The 22,269-nt window shown below is 62.7% G+C and carries 17 protein-coding genes and 1 pseudogene; 6 read left to right on the forward strand and 12 right to left on the reverse strand.

From position 1 onward, the window contains the following. From pncA to LJD17_RS09610, 5 genes and pseudogenes are all read right to left on the reverse strand, one after another. Positions 1-646 (reverse strand): annotated as a pseudogene (gene pncA / locus LJD17_RS09590) (bifunctional nicotinamidase/pyrazinamidase). Between the two features lie 82 nt (positions 647-728). Next, on the reverse strand, positions 729-1,805 hold the full coding sequence (locus tag LJD17_RS09595; protein ID WP_227383949.1) for a BMP family ABC transporter substrate-binding protein: 1,077 nt from the start codon (positions 1,803-1,805) through the stop codon (positions 729-731). 93 nt (positions 1,806-1,898) lie between these two features. After that, positions 1,899-2,816, reverse strand: coding sequence for an ABC transporter permease (locus tag LJD17_RS09600; protein WP_227383950.1), 918 nt, complete (start codon positions 2,814-2,816; stop codon positions 1,899-1,901). Beyond that, positions 2,813-3,889: an ABC transporter permease gene (locus LJD17_RS09605; RefSeq protein WP_227383951.1), complete on the reverse strand. Its 1,077-nt coding sequence runs from the start codon at positions 3,887-3,889 to the stop codon at positions 2,813-2,815. Before LJD17_RS09605 ends, LJD17_RS09600 begins: the two co-directional genes overlap by 4 nt. Then, on the reverse strand, positions 3,879-5,423 hold the full coding sequence (locus LJD17_RS09610) for an ABC transporter ATP-binding protein (protein ID WP_227383952.1): 1,545 nt from the start codon (positions 5,421-5,423) through the stop codon (positions 3,879-3,881). The genes LJD17_RS09605 and LJD17_RS09610 overlap by 11 nt, the downstream gene beginning before the upstream one ends. 203 nt (positions 5,424-5,626) lie before the next feature. Here LJD17_RS09610 and LJD17_RS09615 point away from each other — a divergent pair, with 203 nt between their 5' ends. Next, entirely contained in the window at positions 5,627-6,862 is a 1,236-nt protein-coding gene (locus LJD17_RS09615) for a UbiH/UbiF family hydroxylase (RefSeq protein ID WP_227383953.1), read from the forward strand. A 75-nt stretch (positions 6,863-6,937) separates the two neighbouring features. Here LJD17_RS09615 and LJD17_RS09620 read toward each other — a convergent pair whose 3' ends face one another. Continuing rightward, positions 6,938-7,906, reverse strand: coding sequence for an AEC family transporter (locus LJD17_RS09620; protein WP_227383954.1), 969 nt, complete (start codon positions 7,904-7,906; stop codon positions 6,938-6,940). 69 nt (positions 7,907-7,975) lie between these two features. Between LJD17_RS09620 and LJD17_RS24035 the strand changes: the two genes are divergently transcribed. Together LJD17_RS24035 and hspQ are read left to right on the forward strand one after the other, a co-directional pair. After that, positions 7,976-8,101: a hypothetical protein gene (locus LJD17_RS24035; protein WP_264478332.1), complete on the forward strand. Its 126-nt coding sequence runs from the start codon at positions 7,976-7,978 to the stop codon at positions 8,099-8,101. Next, positions 8,098-8,427 (forward strand): heat shock protein HspQ, encoded by a 330-nt coding sequence (gene hspQ, locus LJD17_RS09625; protein ID WP_227383955.1) that lies wholly within the window; start codon positions 8,098-8,100, stop codon positions 8,425-8,427. The genes LJD17_RS24035 and hspQ overlap by 4 nt, the downstream gene beginning before the upstream one ends. 78 nt (positions 8,428-8,505) lie before the next feature. Here hspQ and LJD17_RS09630 read toward each other — a convergent pair whose 3' ends face one another. Continuing rightward, a complete protein-coding gene (locus LJD17_RS09630; protein WP_227383956.1) occupies positions 8,506-9,291 on the reverse strand; it encodes an invasion associated locus B family protein in 786 nt (261 codons plus the stop codon). A gap of 218 nt (positions 9,292-9,509) precedes the next feature. Between LJD17_RS09630 and LJD17_RS09635 the strand changes: the two genes are divergently transcribed. Both LJD17_RS09635 and LJD17_RS09640 read left to right on the forward strand, forming a co-directional pair. Next, complete coding sequence (locus LJD17_RS09635) at positions 9,510-11,321, forward strand: extracellular solute-binding protein (protein WP_227383957.1); 1,812 nt, start codon at positions 9,510-9,512, stop codon at positions 11,319-11,321. 128 nt (positions 11,322-11,449) lie between these two features. Continuing rightward, positions 11,450-11,794, forward strand: coding sequence for a hypothetical protein (locus tag LJD17_RS09640; protein WP_227383958.1), 345 nt, complete (start codon positions 11,450-11,452; stop codon positions 11,792-11,794). Between the two features lie 6 nt (positions 11,795-11,800). Here LJD17_RS09640 and LJD17_RS09645 read toward each other — a convergent pair whose 3' ends face one another. From LJD17_RS09645 to LJD17_RS09655, 3 genes are all read right to left on the reverse strand, one after another. Further along, positions 11,801-12,694: a serine hydrolase domain-containing protein gene (locus tag LJD17_RS09645; protein WP_227383959.1), complete on the reverse strand. Its 894-nt coding sequence runs from the start codon at positions 12,692-12,694 to the stop codon at positions 11,801-11,803. Between the two features lie 4 nt (positions 12,695-12,698). Next, positions 12,699-16,220 (reverse strand): transcription-repair coupling factor, encoded by a 3,522-nt coding sequence (mfd, locus tag LJD17_RS09650; RefSeq protein ID WP_227383960.1) that lies wholly within the window; start codon positions 16,218-16,220, stop codon positions 12,699-12,701. 69 nt (positions 16,221-16,289) lie between these two features. Beyond that, a complete protein-coding gene (locus LJD17_RS09655; RefSeq protein WP_227383961.1) occupies positions 16,290-16,586 on the reverse strand; it encodes an FAD assembly factor SdhE in 297 nt (98 codons plus the stop codon). 89 nt (positions 16,587-16,675) lie between these two features. Between LJD17_RS09655 and recG the strand changes: the two genes are divergently transcribed. After that, complete coding sequence (recG, locus tag LJD17_RS09660) at positions 16,676-18,793, forward strand: ATP-dependent DNA helicase RecG (protein WP_227383962.1); 2,118 nt, start codon at positions 16,676-16,678, stop codon at positions 18,791-18,793. 5 nt (positions 18,794-18,798) lie between these two features. On the opposite strand, the gene glmS is transcribed toward recG, so the two are convergent. Further along, positions 18,799-20,625, reverse strand: a complete 1,827-nt coding sequence (gene glmS, locus LJD17_RS09665) for a glutamine--fructose-6-phosphate transaminase (isomerizing) (protein ID WP_227383963.1) — start codon at positions 20,623-20,625, stop codon at positions 18,799-18,801. A 107-nt stretch (positions 20,626-20,732) separates the two neighbouring features. Further along, a complete protein-coding gene (gene glmU, locus LJD17_RS09670; protein ID WP_227383964.1) occupies positions 20,733-22,106 on the reverse strand; it encodes a bifunctional UDP-N-acetylglucosamine diphosphorylase/glucosamine-1-phosphate N-acetyltransferase GlmU in 1,374 nt (457 codons plus the stop codon). Positions 22,107-22,269 lie beyond the last annotated feature (163 nt).

The following is a 22,269-nucleotide window of genomic DNA, read 5'->3' on the forward strand; positions in this document are numbered from 1 at the left end:
CTACCGTAGCTCGATCTGCAGGCTCTCGACGAAATGCACTCCGGCTGCCCGGAGGTCTTGCATGGCGCGGTCGAGGGACCCACTGGTGTCTATGGCGCGACAGGCGTCCTGGACGACGAAGGTATCGAACCCCGCGTCTTGCGCATCGAGAGCCGTCCAGGCGACGCAGAAATCCGTCGAAGGCCTGTGCAGAAAAGTCGCCTAAAGCCTCGCTCCTTCAAATAGCCGCTGAGCCCGGTCGGCGTCTGCCGGTCGGCTTCGATGAAGCCTGAGTAACTGTCGATGGCCGGATCGTAGCCTTTGCGGATGACCAATTGCGCGTGAGGAATCTGCAGCTCGCGGGCAATTTCAGCCCCAATCGTTCCCTGTACGCAATGATCGGGCCAGAGAATTTGGGATCCATACGCCAGTTGCACCGTCTCGAACGGCACCTTCCCAGGATGGCTTGAGGCAAAAGACGTGTGACCGGCAGGATGCCAGTCCTGGGTCAGCAGCACATGGCGAAAAAGCCGGGCAAGACGGTTGATGGGCGCAATCACTGCGTGGCCATCAGGCACTGCCAGAGCGCCCCGGGAAGGAAATCGTACTGAACGTCCGTTACGATCAGGACATCGCTGTCGCAGAGGACGATGGGAGACCGGTCCATGGCGATCCTTCCGATCAGAATGGCGCGAAAATGCAAAAGGGCAGCCGATTGCTCGGCTGCCCTGAGAGCTCGAGACGAGGCGTTATTGCGGCAGCTTGTCGTCGATGCCCTTCACGTAGAAGTTCATTCCGAGGATCTGCTCGTCGGACAGCGCACCATTGCCCTTGCACTCGACTTCAGTGCCATCCTGCTTCAACACTGGGCACTTGAAGGGATTGGTCTTGCCGGACTTGATGGCCGCTTCGGTCTCCTCCGCCATCTTCTTCACGTCGTCGGGCATGTTCTTATAGGGCGACATGACCACCATATGGGCGGCAAGCCCGCCCCACGTGTCTTCGGACTTCCAGGTCCCGTCGAGGACAGCTTTCGTCCGGGCGACGTAGTAATCCGACCAGTTGTCGACGATAGCGGTCAGCTGCGCCTTCGGGGCGAATTGCTCCATGTCGGAAGCCTGGCCGAAGCCGAACTTTCCGCGCGCTTCGGCAGCCTGGAGAGGTGCCGGGCTGTCGGTGTGCTGAGCGATGATGTCGACGCCCTGATCGAGAAGCGCCTTTGCGGCATCCGCCTCTTTGGCCGGATCGTACCAGGAGTTGGCCCAAACAACCTTTATCTTGATGTTCGGATTTACCGACTGCGCCCCAAGGAAATACGAGTTGATGCCGGCGACGACCTCGGGGATCGGGAAGGCTCCGACATAACCGATGGTTCCGGTCTTCGACATCTTACCGGCGATTTGACCGATGATGTAGCGCCCCTCATGGAACTTCGCCGCATAAGTCGAGAGGTTCGGCGCCCGCTTGAAGCCGGTGGCGTGCTCGAACTTTACGTTGGGATACTTCTTCGCGACCTTCAGGGTCGGCTCCATGAAACCGAACGATGTGGTGAAGACCAGCTTATGGCCCGTGCGGGCGAGCTGTTCGATCGCGCGCTCGGAATCGGCTTCCGGCACACTTTCCACATAGGTGGTTTCCACTTTATCGCCGAATGCCTTCTCGACGGCTTTCCGACCGACGTCGTGCTGATGGCTCCAGCCGTAATCGCCCACCGGCCCCACGTAGATGAAGCCGATTTTGAGCTTTTCCTGCGCTCCGGCCGTGCCGGCCGTAAGGGCCAGGGCGGTCACGCCGGCTAGAGCGCCGAGGATGGTTCGAAAGGACATGTTAGCTCCCCTGGTTTTAAACAATTCAGGCTTTCGTCGCAGGTCTCGGAAGTTCCTGCAAGTATCGTGATGCTCACAATATCATCGCTTTGTTTAGCGGTCAGGCACGAATGGCGCGCCGAGCGAGCCCGGAGCCCCGATCGCCCGGCCATGGCGCAGCGAAAGCAGCAGAAGCGCCAGGATCGTCGCCAAGTAGGGCACAGCCGAAAGAAGCTGTGACGGGACCCCGAACTGGGCGGCCTGGGCGTGGAGCTGCAACACGGTCGCAGCCCCGAAGATATAGGCCCCGACCAAGACCCAGCCCGGACGCCAGGCTGCGAAAACCACCAGCGCCAATGCAATCCATCCCCGCCCCGCGGTCATCCCCGGAGACCAGAACCGTGTGTAGACAAGGGAGAGATAGGCGCCCGCCAGGCCAGCACAGGCCCCGCCGAAAAGGATCGCGAGAAGGCGCACCCGGAGAACGGGAAGACCCAGGCCATGGGCCGACACATGGTTCTCGCCGATCGACCGCAAGGTCAGTCCGGCTCGTGACCTGCCGAGATAAAGCGCTACCCCGACCGTGAGCAGAAACGACACGTAAACGAAGAGGTCCTGCTCAAAAAACAGGCGACCTACAATCGGGATGTCACTGAGAACCGGCACGGACAAAGGCTCGACCGGATTGCGTCGCGCGCCGACGAAAGGGGCGCCGATCAAGCCGGAGAGTCCCAAACCCAGAATGGTCAGCGCAAGTCCCGAACCCACTTGGTTCGCCGCGAACCCGAGAACCGCGAGGGCAAAGATCACCGCCATCGCCATTCCGGCCAGCATTCCGGCGCCGACGCCCAAAATGGTCGAATCGAAGGTAACGGCCGCCGCAAAGCTGCAGGCTGCACCCATGGCCATCATGCCCTCGACACCGAGATTGAGAACACCCGAGCGCTCCGTCACGAGTTCCCCGAGAGCCGCGATGAGAAGCGGCGTGGAGGCTGTGACGATCGTCAGGAGAATGGCCTCGAACGTGGTCATTTACGCCCTCCCCGGCTGACGATTCGGATGCGGTAGCTCACCAGTGCATCGGCTGACAGCACACACAGAAGCAGGATACCCTGGAATGCCTGGGTCAGATCGAGCGGCAGCTTGAGCAGGATCTGCGCGCTTTCACCGCCGATAAAGGTCAACGCGACTACGAGCGCGGCCACGAGAATGCCGAGGGGATTCAGGCGTCCCAGAAAGGCCACCGTGATCGCCGTAAAGCCGTATCCCGGAGAGATCGAGGGTTGGAGCTGACCGATCTGTCCGGACACCTCGGAAATACCGGCAAGGCCTGCAAGGCCGCCGGAAATGGCGAACACCGCAAGGGTCGTGTTCTTTGCGCTGAACCCGGCAAATCTGGCGGCTCTTGGGGCGTCCCCGGTCAGACGCAGGCGATACCCGAAGAGCGTCCGCCCCAGAACGAGGGCGGTCACCAGAACCGCAAGGACTGCAAAAACCGTTCCGTAATGAACGCGACTGGCCTCGCCAAGGGTCGGAAGAGTGGCCGCCGGGTCGAACGTGACCGATTGCGGGAAATTGAAGCCCTTCGGATCCCGCCATGGGCCGCGAACCAGATAGTCGAGGATCAGCTGCGCCACATAGACGAGCATCAGGCTCGTCAGGATCTCGTTGACGCCGAAACGGGTCTTCAGAAAGGCCGGGATGAGGCCGTAAAGGGCGCCGCCGAGGATACCGAGCACAAGCATGGCCGGCAGGACCCACGCGCCCGCTTCGGTGCCGTGGGTTCGGAGGGCCAGCCATCCGCCGAGAACGGCACCGATAACATATTGTCCCTCCGCCCCGATGTTCCAAAGGTTGGCGCGAAAGCAATAGGATAAGCCGATGGCGATCAGCGCAAGCGGGGTTGCTTTGACGAGCAGTTCCTGGATGGACCAGGGGTCGCTCAAAGGCTGTATGACATAAACCTGGAAGGCTGCCACAGGTGAACGGCCGAGAAGCCAGATCACCAGGCCCGCGATCAGAAAAGCCGTGATGAACGCGAGGACAGGGGCCAGAGCGCGCATGGCAGGAGCCACGCTCGCGCGCGGCGTCAACTCAAACCGCATGAGATGCCCCGTGCAACTGCGCTTCTCCCAACATTTCCAGGCCCACGGCCTCTTTGGTCCATTCGGTGACTTTTCGTAGCGGACTGAGATGCCCTTGGTGGATGACGGCCATTCTGTCAGCGATTTCAAAGAGCTCGTCGAGATCCTGACTGATCACGACGACGGCGCTTCCTTCCCCGGCAAGGTCGACCAGGGCTTGCCGGATCAAACGCGCAGCGCCGGCGTCGACCCCCCAAGTGGGCTGATCGACGATGAGAAGCTTGGGCCGACGGATAATCTCACGGCCGATCACGAACTTCTGGAGGTTCCCGCCAGATAGCTTGCGGGCCTGTGGATCATTCTCGGGGGTCCGGACATCGAAACTCTTCACGATCCCTTGGGCCAGACGCCGTGCCGCATTCAGGAGGATGAAGCCGGATCTGCTCACTTCTGCGGCGGCATGAGAAATCAGCGTGTTCTCGCTCAGGCGGTGCGTCGGTGCCGCCGCATGGCCCAGCCGCTCCTCTGGAACGAAGGCGGCGCCGAGGCGACGGCGGGCGTCGATCCCCTCGGTACCGCAGGCTCGACCGGCAATGCGGATAATGTCCGCTCGCTCCACGGTCCGCTCCCCCGAAAGGGCTGCAAAGAGTTCGCTCTGCCCATTGCCGGCGACGCCGGCGATCCCGACGACTTCTCCTGCGTACGCGGTCAGGTCGATATCCCGCAATGCCTGTCCATGGACATCCGCTGGCGCCAGGGAGAGACCGCGTACTTCGAGCATGTCTCCTTTTGGCTCGTGGGGAATGCCGGAGCGCACCTCGCCGATCTCGGCCCCAACCATCATGGCGGCGATTTCGCGCGCGCTCCGGGCCCGAGGATCCAAGGTTCCGACGACCCGTCCGCCCCGCAGGATCGTGGCGCTCCGGCAGAGGCGGCGGACCTCCTCCAGCTTGTGGGATATGTAGAGGATCGAGCAGCCGTCGGCCGCCAGCTTGTCGAGCGTGACGAACAGGTGCTCGGCTTCTTGTGGGGTCAGAACCGACGTCGGCTCGTCGAGAATCAGCAACCGGGGATTTTGCAGGAGGCAGCGGACGATTTCGATCCGCTGACGCTCGCCCGCAGAGAGCGTCCAGACAGCGCGGTCAGGCTCAAGGGCAAGTCCATAGGCTCGACTGACGTCCCCCAATCGCTCCCGAACCCGCGACAAGGTCCAATTGCCGGAAAGCGCGACAGTGATGTTTTCCGCAACCGTCAGCTCGTCGAAGAGGGAAAAGTGTTGAAACACCATGCCGACCCCGAGCGTCCTCGCCTCGACCGGCGATCCGATCGCGACAGGCCGGCCTTCCCACAGAATCTGTCCCTCGGTCGGCTCGATCACGCCGTACAGGATTTTGACCAACGTCGATTTGCCGGCGCCGTTTTCGCCCAGGAGTGCGTGGATTTCACCGCGCTCGATGGTCAAATCGATATGGTCGTTAGCCAGGAGGTCGCCGTAGCGTTTGCTGATGCCCTTAAGCTCAACAAGGGGCTGCGATGATGAAACGTCTGCCGTCACGCATTACGACTCTGGCTGGAGGTTAAGGAGGAGCCGACGCCAAGCCTGCACGTCCAACTTGAACCGATTGGAACAAGCCTGCGTCGACATGGACATCGTCCGGGCATCCGATCATAGGGATGAGCCATATGGGTCCGCAATGGCGAATGCTTGCTTTATTGTGGGTGTTTCTCCATTTGCTTCGTCTGGGATGAGGGTTGAGCGTGTCCGGTAGAACTCATGACATCATCATCGTCGGCGCTGGGGCAGCCGGCCTTTCGGCGGCCCTCGCCTTCGCGCGGGATGGCTATCGAACGGCCCTTGTCGGCCCCCTGGATGTCCGCCGGGATGGTCGTACGGTGGCGCTGCTCAGCGGATCGGTCCGATTTCTCGAAGCGCTGGGCGTGTGGTCGGATCTGCGGGCGGATGCAGCTCCGCTCGAGACGATGCGCATCGTCGACGATACCGGAAGCCTTTTCCGCCCCCCACCGGCGTCGTTCCGGGCGTCTGAAATCCGGCTCGACGCGTTCGGATGGAATATCGAGAACGTCACGCTCGTAGAAGGCCTTGCGAAAGCGGCAGGACAACACGCTTCCCTCACCCTCCTGCCCCAGCAGGCGACCGCCTTCGAGGCCGATACCGAGCGTGCCGCCGTCACGCTCGCGGATGGCTCCCTTCTCACGGGCAGCCTCGTGGTGGCGGCGGACGGACGCAACTCGCGATTGAGGCAAACCGTCGGCATCGAGACGCGCACATGGTCGTATCCGCAGACGGCGGTGACCGCGATTTTGCGGCACGACAAGCCCCATCGGGACATGTCGACGGAATTTCACACCCGTCATGGTCCCTTTACGCTGGTTCCGCTCCCGGGCCGAAGGTCGAGCCTGGTTTGGGTGACCCGGTCGGAGGACGCCAACCGCCTTCACGCCCTTGATGATGGGGATCTCGGCTTGGCCATCGAGCGTCAGGCCCATTCGCTGCTCGGCCGCATGCATCTCGATGGCCCCCGCGGCCTCGTCCCTATGGGCGGCCTATCGGTTACGCGATTCCAGGCCAACCGCCTCGCTCTCGTGGGCGAAGCTGCACACGTTTTTCCGCCCATCGGCGCTCAGGGCCTCAATCTGGGCCTTCGCGACGTGGCCGCTCTCCGGGACTGCGTCATAGATGCGGGAGATGAAGGGCAAGAGCCGGGCTCCGAGAATGCCCTGGGCCGCTATCAGCGTGGCCGCGATCTCGACGTTCGCCTCCGCACAGCCGCCGTTGATGGCCTGAACCGGACTCTGCTGGCGGGTTTCCTCCCCGCCGACTTCCTGCGGGGTGCCGGCCTGCTCGCCCTCACCAGCATTGGTCCGCTCCGCCGCGCGGTGATGCGTGAGGGCGTCTTGCCGCGGATGGGCTCTCCCCGGTTGATGCAGGCCGTGACTTCGACGCACCATGCGGAACAGTCTGCCTATCCATAAGGGCCAACCGGGTTCCTCATTGCGCCTCTTCGTTGCCGTTTCCATCGGAATGGCAACGATAAGCCACTGGCATCCTTACGGAAATAGATCGTAGGGGAGCGCCCCGATGCGGATGGTGTAGAGCAAGGCCGTCAAAGTCACCATGGACGTGACCGTGCCCATCAGAACGCAAGCCGACGCACGCTCGACGCCGACGTTATACTGGGTTGAAATCACGAAGATGTTCAAAGCCGGCGGCAGCGCCGCCATGGTGATGGCCGCATAGGTCCAGACCGGACCGAAATCGCCGAGGGCCGAGAGCAGCACCCACACCAGAAAGGGATGCAGGATCAGCTTGATGAGGACCAGAGCCGGAACCTCGGCGGGAATACGCCAGAGGGGACGCAGGGCAACCGTCACGCCGAGAATGAACAAGGCGCAAGGCGCGGCGGCCCCCGAAAGCCATGTAACCATGAGGTTGAGGGCGGACGGCAGTTCCAAATGCAGGTAGCTGGCAGTGACCCCGAGCGCCGTCGCCACATTGAACGGGTGAGTGACGACACGCCACAGGATCCGGCGAAGGGTCGCGCCGAGGGTCAGCTTCTCGAGTCCGGCAACGGACATGAGAAGGGGGACCAGCGAGAACAGCAGCAGATTGTCGAACACGAAGATCAGAACGACGGGCGCGCTCGCAGCGGAGCCTATGGCCGCGAGCACAAGAGGCGGCCCCATATAGCCGATGTTGGAGTAAGACCCGGCCACACCCTGCATGACAGATTGAGCGATGTCTTTCGTGTGCCGCCAACCAGCCGCGAAAGAGAGCGCGAAGGCACAGAAGGTCGAAACCGTGGTGGCCACCACGAAGGACCAGTTCGTCAGTTGATCTAAGGACTTGTCAGCGATCAGCCGGTAAAACAGGCACGGAAGCGCGATGTAGATCAGGAAGAACTGCATCCAAGCGAGGCCCGCCTCGGGCTGCTTGACGACCCGGCCGCAGAAAAAACCAAGGCCGATGAGGCCGAAAAACGGCGCGAGAAGATTGATCAGCCCGATCAGGTCGGACATGGCGGGGCTCCGGAACAGAATCGCTCCAGCTCGTTCTGCCGGGTTTGCGCAAGCGCAGCAATGCTGCCCATGAAGGCCGTCCCGACCTGCCCCGCATGGCTCGCCCGGGCCGGAAGTCTCATGATCGTGACGGCAGGCGGGTTTGGAGATTCCGCGAAGCCTCTCTATATCGGAGGCATGGAGTTCAAGTCATGAAAGCGGGTTTAGCCAAATTCGCGATCGGTCAGGTGGTGAAACACCGGCTTTTCGAGTTCCGGGGGCTCATCTTCGATGTGGATCCCGAGTTCGACAACACCGAAGAATGGTGGCTGTCCATTCCTGAGGAAATCAGGCCGGACAAGGACCAGCCCTTCTATCACCTCTTCGCTGAAAACGCGGAGACCGAATATATCGCCTACGTATCCGAACAGAACCTGGTGCCGGATTCCTCGTCCGAGCCTCTCCGCAATCCCCTGATCGAAGAAATGTTCGACCGGGACGAGAGAGGCCTTTACCGGGCCAAGCCGATCCTGGCCAACTAGGCTCAAGCAGGAACCGACGTTCGAAAACAAAAAACGCCGGGCACCAAGCCCGGCGTTTTCATGTCGGATGTCGTGAGATTACGGCTTCGGTGCCGGGGCGGCAGGAGCTGCCGGAGCGCCGGGAGCCGCAGAGGCGTCACCGGTGCCGAGCTTCTTGCGGAGCTCTTCGCTCTTCTTCTCAAGCTCTTCCTGAAGCTTCTTCTGCTGCTCCTCCAGAACCTTAGGGTCGATCGGCGGGCCGTCGAAGGCCTTGCCGAACCCGGCAGCCGGCACCGCGAAGGTAACGAGGCGGCCGGCCTGATTCTGAACGCTGACGTTCAGGTTCTGGCCCTTTTTCATGGAAGCGACGAAATCGTCCTTCACTTCGGCCTCTGCGAAGCAACCGTTCGGGAAGCAGACGGCGTAGCGGCCATCGGTGGGCTGACCCTGGTCGACAGCGAAGCGGATGCCCGGCTGCAGCAGGAGGCCCAGCGGCATCAGGAAGCGGACGATCTTCTTGTTCTGCGGTCCCTTCACGTCATAGAGGGCGACGGCGAGAACCGGCTGGCCCTGATCGGACACGAAGTCGCGGGTGGTGTAGCAGATTTCCGAATTGGTGCCTTGGTCCTTGCCGCAGACCTTCGTCCAATCGGGCTGGGAAGGTTCTGCCTTCACCTGAACCACCATGGGTCCATTCCCCTGGGCCTGTCCGCCCTGAGCGCCCGGAGCCGGTTGGCCCTGCGGAGCAGCTGCGGGAGGCTTTGCCGGAGCCGGAGCGGCGGGCTTGGTCTGCGCCAGAGCCGGCGCCGCACTCAAGATAAGTGCCATAGCCGTGGCAAGGCCACGGGTGCCCCCCAGGCTCGCGAGGCGGGTCGCGAATGACATGTCGTAGATCCTCTTTTCAGTCAAAAGGTCGGCTTCTGGATTGGCCGTATAATCGGCGCGGAGTGTAACCTTCAAGGGAACGGTTGAATCTTTGCCGATTAAGGCGAAGACATGACGTGTGGCGCTCCTTTAACCTTTCGTGAAGTAGGTTTCCAGTCGCTCCGGCCAACTTTCTTTATAATATTCCACCTTCACGCCTGCCCGGGGCAGGAACTGCCATGAGCCGACAACGCCGAGGACTCTTGGGAATTCTCCTTGCCGCAGCGCTCGTCTGCGTCGGTTTTCGTCCGGCCGGCGCGGTCGACGCTCCGCGGCACGGGATCGCCATGCACGGGGAGCCGGCGCTCCCCGAGGGCTTTTCCCACCTGCCCTATGCAAACCCCGACGCTCCGCAGAACGGGCGAATCATCCTCGCCCTCCAGGGCAGCTACGACAGCCTCAATCCGCTGATCGTGCTGGGTGTCGCTCCCGATGTCGTTCCCCGCTACGTGCTTCAAAGCATGATGATGCGGTCGCTGGACGAAGCTTTCACCGTCTATGGCCTCGTTGCCCGTTCCGCCGAGATGCCGGACGACCGGAGTTCCGTCACCTTCAACCTGGACCCCCGGGCCCGCTTTTCCGATGGGCATTCGCTGACGGCGGAGGATGTGCGGTTCACCTTCGAACTGTTGCGGAAGCACGGAAAGCCGTTCTACCGCTCGAGCTTCGGTCAGGTCCGTGCGGTCGAGGTCGAGAACCCTCATCGAATCCGCTTCGACCTGTCGGGCGCGAACGATCAGGAGCTGCCCCTCAATATCGCTATGATGCCGATCTTCGCGGCGCACGCCACCAACCCTGAAACCTTTGCCAACACCACTCTGACTCCACCCGTCGGATCGGGCCCCTTCGAGGTCACCGAGGTCCGGCCGGGCGAGCGGGTCGTGCTGAAGCGACGCCAGGATTACTGGGGCAAGGATCTCCCGATCACCAAAGGGCTCTATAACTTCGACGAGATCCGTTACGATTTCTATCGTGACGCCAATACGATGTTCGAGGCCTTTAAAGCGGGACTTTATGATTACCGCCTGGAGGGAGACCCTGACCGCTGGTCGACTGGATATGATTTTCCCGCCGTCCGGGACGGTCGGATCGCGCTGGAGACCCTGCCGATCCGGACGCCGAAGGGCATGAACGGGTTCGTGTTCAACACACGCCGCCCGCTGTTCGCAGATCCCCGCGTCCGGGACGCCATCGGGCATCTCTTCGACTTCGAATGGGCCAACCGGAACCTGTATTATGGATTGCTGACCCGGTCCGACAGCTACTTCGCCGGATCGGATCTCTCCGCCATCGGTCGCCCTGCGGGAGAGCAGGAACTCGCGCTGCTTGCTCCGTTCCCTGGAGCTGTGCGGCAGGACATCCTGGAAGGCCGCTGGTCTCCTCCCGCCTCCGATGGCTCGGGACGCGACCGCGATCAGGCCCGCAGGGCCCTGCAGATGCTGGATGAAGCCGGTTGGTCGCTGGATGGGGCCACCTTACGCAGAAAAGGCAGCGGCGAGGCATTCTCGTTCGAGATGCTGGTGAATTCCCGGCAGCAGGAGCGTTTGGCACTCAATTTCGCCCAGTCCCTGTCCCGCATTGGAATTCTTGCAAGGGTGAGGCTTGTCGACGACGTTCAATTCTGGCGGCGTCTTTCGACCTTCGATTTCGACATGGTGCAATGGGTTTGGCCCGCTTCCGCCTCGCCCGGGAACGAGCAGCGCAACCGTTGGAGCTCGGCGGCTGCGCAGCGGGGTGGGTCCCTCAATTACTCAGGAGCATCGTCTCCGGCCATCGATCGGTTGATCGATGCTCTGCTGGAAGCCCGCACCCGGGAGGATTTCGTCTCCACCGTCCGAGCCCTGGACCGGGTTCTCCTATCCGGCTTCTACGTCGTCCCCTTGTTTTACCTGAATGATCAATGGCTTGCCCATCGCAGCGGCCTGAAGCACCCGGACAATCTGCCCCTTCTCGGTACGTCGATTGACACTTGGTGGTGGCAGCCTCCGTGACTTCCGGCCCATTCGGGTTAACTTGGCTGTTCCGTTGTCATTCATCTGCCGCGTGAAACAATCGGACATCTTAGGCGTTAGAGGCATGTCCCAAACGTGCCGCTACGTTTCGCTGCAGGATGCCGGAGATGAACGGGTTGCAGAAGGTTCTTGTTGTCGACAATGGTGAACGCGAGCCGGACAGTGCCCTGTCCGCCGAACTCGCCGGCATGGGTTATGCCAGCGTTACGGCCCCCTTCGAGGCCGCGGACGATGTTCTCGCCCTGATGCCGAGCCCAGCGGCCGTCGTTCTGCAGATGCCCCGGCACCCCAATTGGACTGAACGACGCCGTTTTCTTGAATTGGCCCACCGGTTGCGGGCCTCGTTGTCTCCGAGCGGTATTCCGGTCCTGATTACCGGCGGCGTGAGCGGCGCTCTCACCATGCTTCAGAACGAACTCGGCACCCAGGCGGTTGCAACGCCGGAACTCTGAGAACCATCAAGCGCCGATAAGCTCAAAGGCTTTACGTTCCGTCGGGCCTGCGTCCTCGCAGGCCATGAACACGGACGCGGCTGGGCCGCCGACCGTCGGTTGAAACACGGCAACGGTGCTTCCCGGCCCTCCTCCCGTATGGCCGATGACAGCCAGCCCCGATGTCGCGCTCCCGATCATCACACCCAAGCCGTATCCGGGGTCCAACCACGGCCTGTCCGGGATGGGGCCAGGCAATTCATACGCCGTCGCCATTTCCGCCATGAATGGAGGAGCTAGCAGTTCCCCCGACCGCAGCCGGTTCAAGAGAAGGGCTGCATCGCACACCGTGCCGATCACAAGTCCATGATACACCCAGCCCGGATCATAGGCCGTCGCCGATCCCAACTGAACCTCGCGGAGATCCCCGCGCGTCACGGCCAATCTGGGAGTGTCGAGGCGTAAAGGCTCAAAAACCAGCTCGCGCAAGGCAATGACGAGATTTGTCTCCGTCGTTTCCTCGATCAGCCTGGCGACCAGACCATAGCCGAGGTTTGAGTAGCCCCACCCCTCTCCCGGCTCATAGCGAAGGCGATCGGCCTCGCATCTGTCCCAAACTTCCTCAAACGGCCAGGACCTGTCGCCCCTCGCAACGGCGTCGGCATAGGCTTGCAACCCCCCATAATCGGGCAGCCCGGCCCGATGCTGAAGGAGCTGCCTGAGGGAATAGGCTCGTCCTCGCAAGGGCTGATCGAGCGACAGCCTTCCATCTTGAACCAAACGCAAGGCCGCCGCGGCCAGGACCGTCTTCGTAAAGCTCCACCACGGCACGATCAGGTCTGCGTCGCTTCCCGCCTCGAGCCTTCCCGCCTTCACGACCGCCCAGGCAATGGAGGGCTGGCTTTCGGACGTCTCGGCCACGTTCCTAGGCCGCCTTCTTCTCGGCGATCCGCACGAGGCTTCTGAGAATCGTGGTCGTTGCCTTGATCCGTTCGTCCGCGCTCTCCACGTCGCGGATGAACACGATCTTCATGTCCGGACGCACCTTGGCGAAGGACCCCTGCTCCGCCACGTAAGAGACGAGTCCCGTCGGATTGGCGAAGGCATTATCCCTGAAGGACACGATAATTCCCTTCGGGCCGCCATCCACCTTCTCCACGTTGGCTCTCCGGCACAGAACCTTGATCGACATGATCTTGAGGAGTTGACTGACCTCGGACGGCAGGGGGCCGAAGCGATCGATGAGCTCCGCCCCGAACGCATCGATCTCCACGTCCGTTTCCAGGGTCGACAGGCGCCGGTAAAGGCCGAGGCGCAGCTGAAGATCCTGAACGTAGCTCTCCGGAATCATCACGGGCGCGCCGACGGCGATGGTCGGCGACCATTGATCCTCAGCGGGCTCCTCGATGCCTGCCTTCAGCTGGGCGACGGCCTCTTCAAGCATCTGCTGATAGAGTTCGTAGCCGACCTCCTTGATGTGGCCGGACTGCTCTTCGCCCAAGAGATTGCCCGCGCCGCGAATATCGAGGTCGTGCGAGGCCAGCTGGAAGCCGGCGCCGAGCGTATCGAGGCTTTGCAGCACCTTGAGACGGCGCTCCGCCTGCACCGTCAGGGGCTTGTTCGCCGGCACCGAAAAGAGCGCATAGGCCCGGGTTTTCGAACGGCCGACCCGGCCTCGCAGCTGATAGAGCTGCGACAGGCCGAACATGTCGGCCCGGTGGACGATCAGGGTATTGGCGGTCGGAATATCGAGCCCCGATTCCACGATCGTGGTCGACAGCAGGATGTCGTACTTGCCCTCGTAGAAGGCCGTCATGACGTCCTCCAGCTGGCCGGCCGCCATCTGGCCGTGCGCGACCGCGACCTTCGCTTCCGGCACTTCCCTGTCGAGGAAGGCCTTGACCTCGCCCAGATCGTCGAGGCGCGGCACGACATAGAAGGCCTGGCCTCCCCGATAGCGCTCCCGCAGCAGGGCCTCGCGGATCAGCAAAGGATCGAACGGCGTCACGAAGGTTCGAACGGCCAGCCGGTCCACCGGCGGTGTCGTGATCAGCGAAAGCTCGCGCACGCCGGTCAGGGCCAGCTGGAGCGTTCGCGGAATCGGCGTGGCCGACAGGGTCAGCACGTGAACCTCGGCCCGGAGTTCTTTCAGGCGCTCCTTGTGCGCAACACCGAAATGCTGCTCCTCGTCGACGATGATCAGGCCGAGGTCCTTGAACTGGATCGACTTGCCAAGAAGCGCGTGCGTTCCGACCACGATATCCACGGACCCGTCGGTCAGCCCTTCCTTGACCTTCTTCATCTCGGCGTTGGGGACGAACCGCGAGGCCTGCGCGATATTGAGGGGCAGGCCGCGGAATCGCTCCGTGAAGGTTTTGAAGTGCTGACGGGCCAAAAGCGTCGTCGGCACCACCACGGCAACCTGCTTGCCGTTCATGGCCGACACGAACGCCGCCCGAAGAGCGACTTCGGTCTTGCCGAAACCGACATCGCCACACACGAGACGATCCATGGGCCTGCCCGACCCCAAATCGTCGAGAACGGCCTCGATGGCGTTGAGCTGGTCCTCGGTTTCCTCATAAGGAAAACGAGCCGAGAATTCGTCGTAGAGCCCGTCCGGCGGAGGCAGGCGGGGAGCATCCTTGAGGATACGGGCCGCGGCGATCTTCATGAGCGCACCCGCCATCTCGCGGATGCGCTGCTTCATGCGGGCCTTGCGCGCCTGCCAGGCCCCGCCACCGAGCTTGTCGAGCTGAACCTCGGTCTCCTCCGATCCATATCGGGTCAGGAGTTCGATGTTCTCGACGGGGAGGAAGAGCCGGTCGCCCCCGGCATAATGAAGTTCGAGGCAGTCATGCGGGGCGCCGGCGGCCTCGATGGTCTTCAGCCCCTCGAAACGACCGATGCCGTGGTCTACGTGAACGACGAGATCGCCCGGCGTCAGGGCCGCGACCTCGGTGAGGAAGTCCTGCGGCCGCTTGGACTTGCGCTTCTGGCGTACCAGACGATCGCCCAGGATGTCCTGCTCGCTGATGACCGCGAGATCACCGGCCTCGAAACCGGACTCGAGGCTCCAAACGCCGATGCCGATCTCGATGCGCGGCAGCGCCAGCGCGTCGGAGAGCCTCGGAACGAGGCTCGTCCGGCGCAGGTCGTGATCCTGGAGGACATGGGTCAGCCGCTCGCGCGAGCCCTCAGACCAGGCGCCGAGAATCACGCGCTTTCCCGCCACCTGAAGGTCGCGGATGTGCTGAACGACGGCCGTGAACACGTTGCCGCTTTCATCGGCCCGCTCGGCGATGAAGTTACGTCCGCGCCGCGCCTCGCAGTCGATCACCAGGCGCTCGGTCGATTCGGGCATCGCAAAGGGCGACAAGCGCGCCAGCGGCAGGGACGCCGTCCGGGAAGCCCACTCGTCGGGCTTCATATACAGGGCATCGGGCGGAAGGGGTTTGTATGGCGCGACGCCGGTCTGGCTCTGGCCTACCCCCTCGCGGCGGGCATCGTAGTAATCCTTGACCTGGGACAGGCGTTCGGCCGCCGCGTCATCCGCCAGCGCGTCGAAGATGACCGGAACATCGGCCACATAATCGAGAAGCGTGTCGAGATGGTCCTGAAACAAGGGGAGCCAGTGCTCAAGGCCCGGATACCGGCGCCCTTCGCTGATGGCCTCATAGAGCCGATCGTCCCGTGTCGGAGCGCCGAACGCCGCCACATACGCCTGACGGAAGCGCTTGATGCTCTCCGTCGTGAGCTGGACCTCGCTCATCGGGACCAGGTCGAGGGACCGGAGCGTTCCCACCGTGCGCTGCGTTTCCGGATCGAACGACCGGATGGATTCGAGGGCATCGCCGAAAAAGTCGAGGCGGACGGGGTTGGGAAGCCCGGCCGGATAGAGATCGATGATGCCGCCGCGCACCGCATATTCGCCCGTGTCGCGGACCGTGCCGGTGCGGAGGAAGCCGTTGGTTTCGAGCCAACCGACGAGCAAGGTCGTATCGACGACGTTGCCGGGAGCCGCCGAAAAAGTCTCGGCGGCGATGCGGGAGCGCGGAGGAACCCTCTGAACGAGGGCATTGACCGTCGTCGAGAGGATCCGCGGGCGCTCTTCGGAGGTCTTCGACCGCGCCAGGCGCGCCAGCGTCGTCATCCTCTGCGCCGTCACGCCCGCATTCGGCGAAACGCGATCGTAGGGCTGGCAATCCCACGCCGGGAACGGAAGGATTTCTATCTCAGGGGCGATGAATCCGAGGCTGTTGGCGAAATTCTGCTGCCGCAATCCGTCCCGTGCCACATGAACGAGGACCGCCGGACCCTCCACGTGGCCGGAGAGGCTGCGGGCGATGTCGGCGACGGCAAGTGCATCGAAGCCATCCGGCACGCTGGAAAGCGTCAGGTTCTGGCCCTTCTTCAGGGCGTCGACGGCGCGGAGCAGAGCGGGTTTCATGGTGGAGTCGGCCAAATATGAAGAACGCGGGCCTGTCGGCCCGGTTCAAAAGCAAAGGGACATGAGAACTCAAACGTGAATCGGGCTGGTATGGGAATGAAAGCCCTTCAGCCTGCGGAACACGGCCGTATCGTAGTTCGCCGGCGTTTCTGCCTCGCCCGTGATCCAGGACAGCAGGTCCCGATCCGGGACTTCGATGAGGCGCTCGAACTCGTCGAGATCTTCGTCCGACATGGTACCGATCTCCGCGTCGGCGAACCGGCCCATGATGAGGTCCATTTCTCTCATGCCCCGATGCCAGGCGCGAAACAGGGTTCTCCTCCGGCGCACATCGAGGTCGGCGCTGGTGCGTGTCGTTCCGCTCATGGAGATTCTCCATTTGTTCGATGAAGGGCGTCGCGTCGGGGCGGCTGGGCCGCTATATAACCATCCTGATCCGACTTGCCACCGCCAGAATGTCATTGCGCCCATCCATTCTCGACCCCTTCTTCGCTCCGGCGACCACGTTGCCCGGTGTCGGCCCCAAGATCGCGCCCCTGCTGGACCGGCTGCTGGGCGAGCCCGGGCGGCCGGCCAGGGTGATGGACCTGTTGTTTCATCTCCCCAACGGAGGCGTTGCCCGGGAGATGAAGGGCTCCATCGCGGATGCTCCTGTCGGCGAGCCGGTGACCCTTTCCGTGACCGTCGCCGCACATCGCCCGCCTCCGCCCGGCCGCCGGGCGCCATACCGGATTCTCGTCGAGGACGAGACCGGAGACGTCGTGCTCGTGTTCTTCAACGGGCAGAAGGCTCGCCTCGAAAAGCTCCTGCCGTACGGTGAGCGGCGCTATGTGTCGGGCAAGATCGAGCTTTGGGACGGCATGCGCCAGATGGTCCACCCGGACCGGATCCTGGATGACCGCGGCATCGAGAATCTGCCCGCCGTCGAGGCCATCTATGGCCTGACCGAAGGGCTGTCCTCGCGTATGGTGGGGCGTTACATGAGCGTCGCCCTCGAACGCCTGCCGATCCTGCCGGAATGGCAGGATCCGGCGTGGCTCGCACGCAACGCCCTGCCTCCCATGGCCGATGCCCTGGCGCTCCTCCACCGGCCCGACGATGCGCGAGCCCTGTCCGAGGAGGCCCTGGCGAAATCGGCTCCCCGGCGACGGCTGGCCTACGACGAACTCCTGGCCTCGCAACTGGCGCTCGCCCTTGTCCGCAGCCGGATGCGTCGGCTGCCCGGCCGGGTCAACGCGGGCGATGGTTGGCTGGTCGAGAAGTTGAAGCGTGCCCTTCCCTTTGGGCTGACGACATCGCAGCAGAAGGCCGTGGAGGACATCCGGGCGGACCTCATCGCCGACAAGAAGATGCTGCGGCTGCTCCAAGGTGACGTCGGATCAGGCAAGACCGTCGTGGGCCTCCTGGCGATGGCAAGCGCCATTGAAGCCGGACGGCAGGCCGCCATGATGGCACCGACCGAAATTCTAGCCCGCCAGCACTTCGAGCGCCTTGCTCCCATGGCTTGGGAGGCGGGTCTCACGATTGCGCTGCTGACCGGCCGCGACAAAGGCGCCGAACGTCGCGCTGTTCTTGCCGGCCTCGCCGATGGCAGCATTCAGATCGCCGTCGGCACCCATGCGCTCTTTCAGGAGGGCGTCGTGTTTCAGGATCTCGGCCTGGCGGTCGTCGATGAGCAGCATCGGTTCGGGGTGCACCAGCGCCTCGCTCTGGGAGCGAAGGGCGAGGCGGTGGACATCCTCGTCATGACCGCAACGCCGATTCCCCGCACACTCGCCCTCACCTATTTCGGCGACATGGACGTGTCGGTGCTGAACGAGAAGCCTGCCGGACGAAAGCCGATCGCCACCAAGCTGATTTCCATTGACCGGCTCGACGAGGTCGTCGGGGCCATCGGACGCGCTATCGCTAACGGCGATCAGGTTTACTGGGTCTGCCCTCTCGTCGGCGAATCGGAAACCGTCGATCTGGCGGCGGCCGAGGAGCGCTTCGAACAGCTGCAGAGCATTTTCGGCAATCAGGTCGGCCTCGTCCACGGCAAGCTCGCCGGCCGGGACAAGGACGCGGCCATGGAGCGGTTCTCCAAGGGGGAAACCAAGGTTCTCGTCTCCACCACGGTGATCGAAGTCGGCGTCGACGTTCCTCAGGCGACCATCATGGTCATCGAGCATGCGGAGCGCTTCGGGCTGGCGCAGCTGCATCAGCTCCGTGGCAGGATCGGTCGAGGATCGCGATCCTCGACCTGCCTTCTCGTCTACAAGGGACCGCTCGGACAAACGGCTCAGGCCCGCCTCGAGATGATGCGGCAGACGGAGGACGGCTTCCGCATTGCCGAGGAAGATCTGCGCTTGCGTGGCGAAGGCGAGGTTTTGGGAACACGCCAATCCGGCCTTCCCGGTTTCAAGCTCGCCCGGCTCGAGGTGGATGGCGACCTTCTCGCGGCGGCGCGGGACGATGCACGCCTCATCGTCGACCGCGATCCCGAGCTGACCAGCGAGCGTGGGCAGGCCTTGCGGGTCCTGCTCTATCTCTTCGAGCGAGACTCGGCCATTCGCCTGCTGCGAGCCGGCTAGCGGAGCTACTCGACCGTGACCGATTTTGCGAGATTGCGTGGCTGATCCACGTCTTTGCCCATGAAGACGGCTGTGTGATACGCAAGCAGCTGGATGGGGACCGAGTGAACGATCGGCGCCACGATGGGATGCACCATCGGCATCACGATTGTCGCCATCGTATCCAATCCGGCCTCAAGAGCACCTTTTTCATCGGTGATGAGAATGATGCGGCCGCCGCGAGCCGCAACTTCCTGCATATTGGATACGGTCTTTTCGAAAACCGCATCATGGGGAGCGATGACGATGACCGGCATGGTTTCGTCGATAAGGGCGATGGGTCCGTGCTTCAGCTCGCCGGCCGCATATCCTTCCGCATGAATATAGGAAATTTCCTTCAGCTTGAGGGCCCCCTCAAGGGCAAGCGGATAGGAGGTGCCACGGCCGAGATACAGGACGTCCTTTGCCTTCGATACCTCGCGAGCCAGGATCTCGATCTGGTGCTCGCGCTTGATGGCATCGCTCATATGCCCCGGCACGCCGATCAGGGCATCGACGATGGACTTTTCCTCGTCGGCGCTGAGCGTTCCGCGAGCGCGGCCAGCCGCGATCGCAAGCGTCAGAAGAACGGTCAGCTGGCACGTAAAAGCCTTCGTGGACGCAACGCCAACCTCGACCCCCGCCAGTGTCGGCGCGATCACGGCGCTCTCGCGTGCCATCGTGGAGGTCGGAACGTTCACCACGGACAAGGTATGCTGGCCCTCAGCCGTTGCATAGCGCAAGGACGCCAGGGTGTCGGCCGTCTCGCCTGATTGTGAGACGAAAAGTGCGAGCCCGCCGGGCTCCATGGGAGCCTCCCGGTACCTGAACTCGGACGCCACATCGATCTCAACCGGGATGCGCGCGAGCTTTTCAAACCAGTACTTCGCGATGAGTCCGGCGAGATAGGCCGTACCGCAGGCGGAGATGGAGATGCGCTTGAGTTCCTTGAAATCGAAGGGAAGATCGACCGGCAACTCCACGCGCCCGGCGACAAAGTTGACGTAATGAGCAAGCGTCCGTCCCACGACTTCCGGCTGCTCGTGGATCTCTTTCGCCATGAAGTGGCGGTAGTTGCCTTTGTCGGCGATGAAGGCTCCCGACAGGATCTTGTGGCGGGGACGATGCACGGACTGGCCACTCTCGTCACGAATGTCGACCCCACGGCGGCGCAGAATCGCCCAGTCGCCATCCTCCAAATAGGCAATCTCGTCCGTGAACGGCGCCAAAGCGAGCGCATCCGAGCCCAGGTAGGTTTCACCTTCGCCATAGCCGATGGCCAGCGGCGCGCCATGACGCGCGCCGATCATGAGATCGTCCTCGCCTGCGAAGAGGAAGCCGAGGGCGAACGCTCCGCGCAGACGTGGCAACGTCACGGCGACGGCTTCGATGGGGCCACGCCCCTGGCGCATTTCATGGGTCACGAGCTGCGCGACGACCTCCGTATCCGTTTCCGTCTCGAAACGAATGCCCTTCGCCTCGAGCGCGGCCTTCAACTCCCGGAAATTCTCGATGATACCGTTATGGACGACCGCGAGCCGGTCCGTCGCGTGGGGATGCGCGTTAGTCTCGTTCGGCTTGCCGTGGGTCGCCCACCGGGTGTGACCGATCCCGATGATGCCGGACAAGGGCGCCTGCGACAGCTTGGTCTCGAGATTACGGAGTTTTCCTTCGGCCCGGCGACGATCCAGCCGTCCGTCCTCAAGTGTTGCGACGCCGGCGGAATCGTAACCGCGATATTCGAGCCGCCGTAGGGCTTCGACAATCTGCTCGGCGACAGGTTCCTTGCCGACGATCCCAACAATTCCGCACATGTCTCGCCATGTCCCTTGAAGGCTTTTCGCCCGTTAAGCTTCGTTTTGCTACAAAGGCAGTCGGCTTATCTCAAATCAACTTGCATGACCGATTGTGACATATAGCATCACTTGGACTTTGCGGCCTGGGACTTAATACGGAAATTCCGCGCCCATTCCTCCTTGGTCACCTGGCGTCCACGTCCCAGAGCAAGGGCATCTGCCGGCACATTCTCGGTCACGACCGAACCCGATCCCACAAAGGCACCGGCACCAATGCGGATCGGTGCGACGAGAGATGAATTGGAACCGATAAAGGCTCCGTCCCCGATTTCCGTGCGATACTTGCTGAAGCCGTCATAATTGCAGGTGATGGCTCCGGCGCCGATGTTCACGTCGGCTCCGACGGTGGCATCGCCAAGATACGTGAGGTGGCTGACCTTCGCGCCGGTCCCGAGTTGGGTGTTCTTGATTTCAACGAAATTGCCGATTTTGGCCTTTTGGCCAATCTCCGCGCCTGGGCGCAGGCGGGCGAACGGGCCAATGCCCGCACCCGCCCCGACTCTCGTTCCCTCGAGGTGGCTGAAGCTGTGGACCACCGCGCCGTCTTCGACTGTCACCTCGGGTCCGAAGACAACATTCGGCTCTACGACGACGTCGCGACCGAGTTTCGTGTCGTAACTGAAGAACACCGTCTCCGGCGCCACAAGCGTTGCACCGCCGGCCATCGCGCGCTCACGAAGGCGCTGTTGGATCATCGCCTCGGCCTGGGCTAGCTGCATCCGGTCGTTCACCCCGTGAACTTCCTCTTCGGGCACCGTCACGGCAACGGCCTTGTGACCGAGCGATCGGGCGATGGCGACCGCATCGGTCAGGTAGAACTCGCTTTTGGCGTTCTTGTTGTCGATTTTCTCGAGCAGGGAGAGAGCCACGTCGCCGCGCAGCGCCATCAAGCCGCCGTTGCAGAGGCGGATCTGCCGCTCCGCCTCGCTGGCATCCTTATGTTCGCGGATATCGAGAAGCTGATCGCCGGACAGGATGAGCCGGCCGTAGCCTGTCGGGTCCCGCGCCTCGAAGCCGAGCGAGACGACAGCCGCCCCCGCCGCCAGGGGCGCCCTGAGTTGAGCCAATGTTTCAACGCTGACCAGGGGCGTGTCGGCATAGACGACGATCACGTCATCCGGCTTCCTTGCCAATGCGTCTTTGGCGCTCAAAACCGCATGACCGGTCCCGAGGCGCTCCGTTTGAACGAAGATCTGAGCATCCGCGAAATGCCTGCGGGCATCTTTCGCTACGTCATCTCGATCGGGCCCGATCACGACCGCGACCTGATCGGCACCGGCAGCCGTAACGCTTGCCAGGACATGCCCAAGCATCGAGCGATTTGCGATAGCGTGCAAAACCTTCGGCTTGTCGGATTTCATCCGTGTGCCCTCCCCGGCCGCGAGAACGACGGCAAGGCAGCTCCGGGAAGACGCATGGGAGGTCAGAGAGGACGTCATAGAGTTTCATTCCAGCGGCGGTTAGCAAGGCTGCTAGCCCATTCCGGGGTATTCCGGCAATCTTCCGTTTATCAAAATGCTTGTGCCCTGCACCAATTCGTTTCCTTCCGCCCTATCTTTGCTGATATGTACGGGCTCACTTCTGTCTGGCTGATCAGCCCTG

Origin of the sequence: Microvirga rosea (assembly GCF_020595095.1) — a bacterium.
Classification (GTDB): domain Bacteria; phylum Pseudomonadota; class Alphaproteobacteria; order Rhizobiales; family Beijerinckiaceae; genus Microvirga; species Microvirga rosea.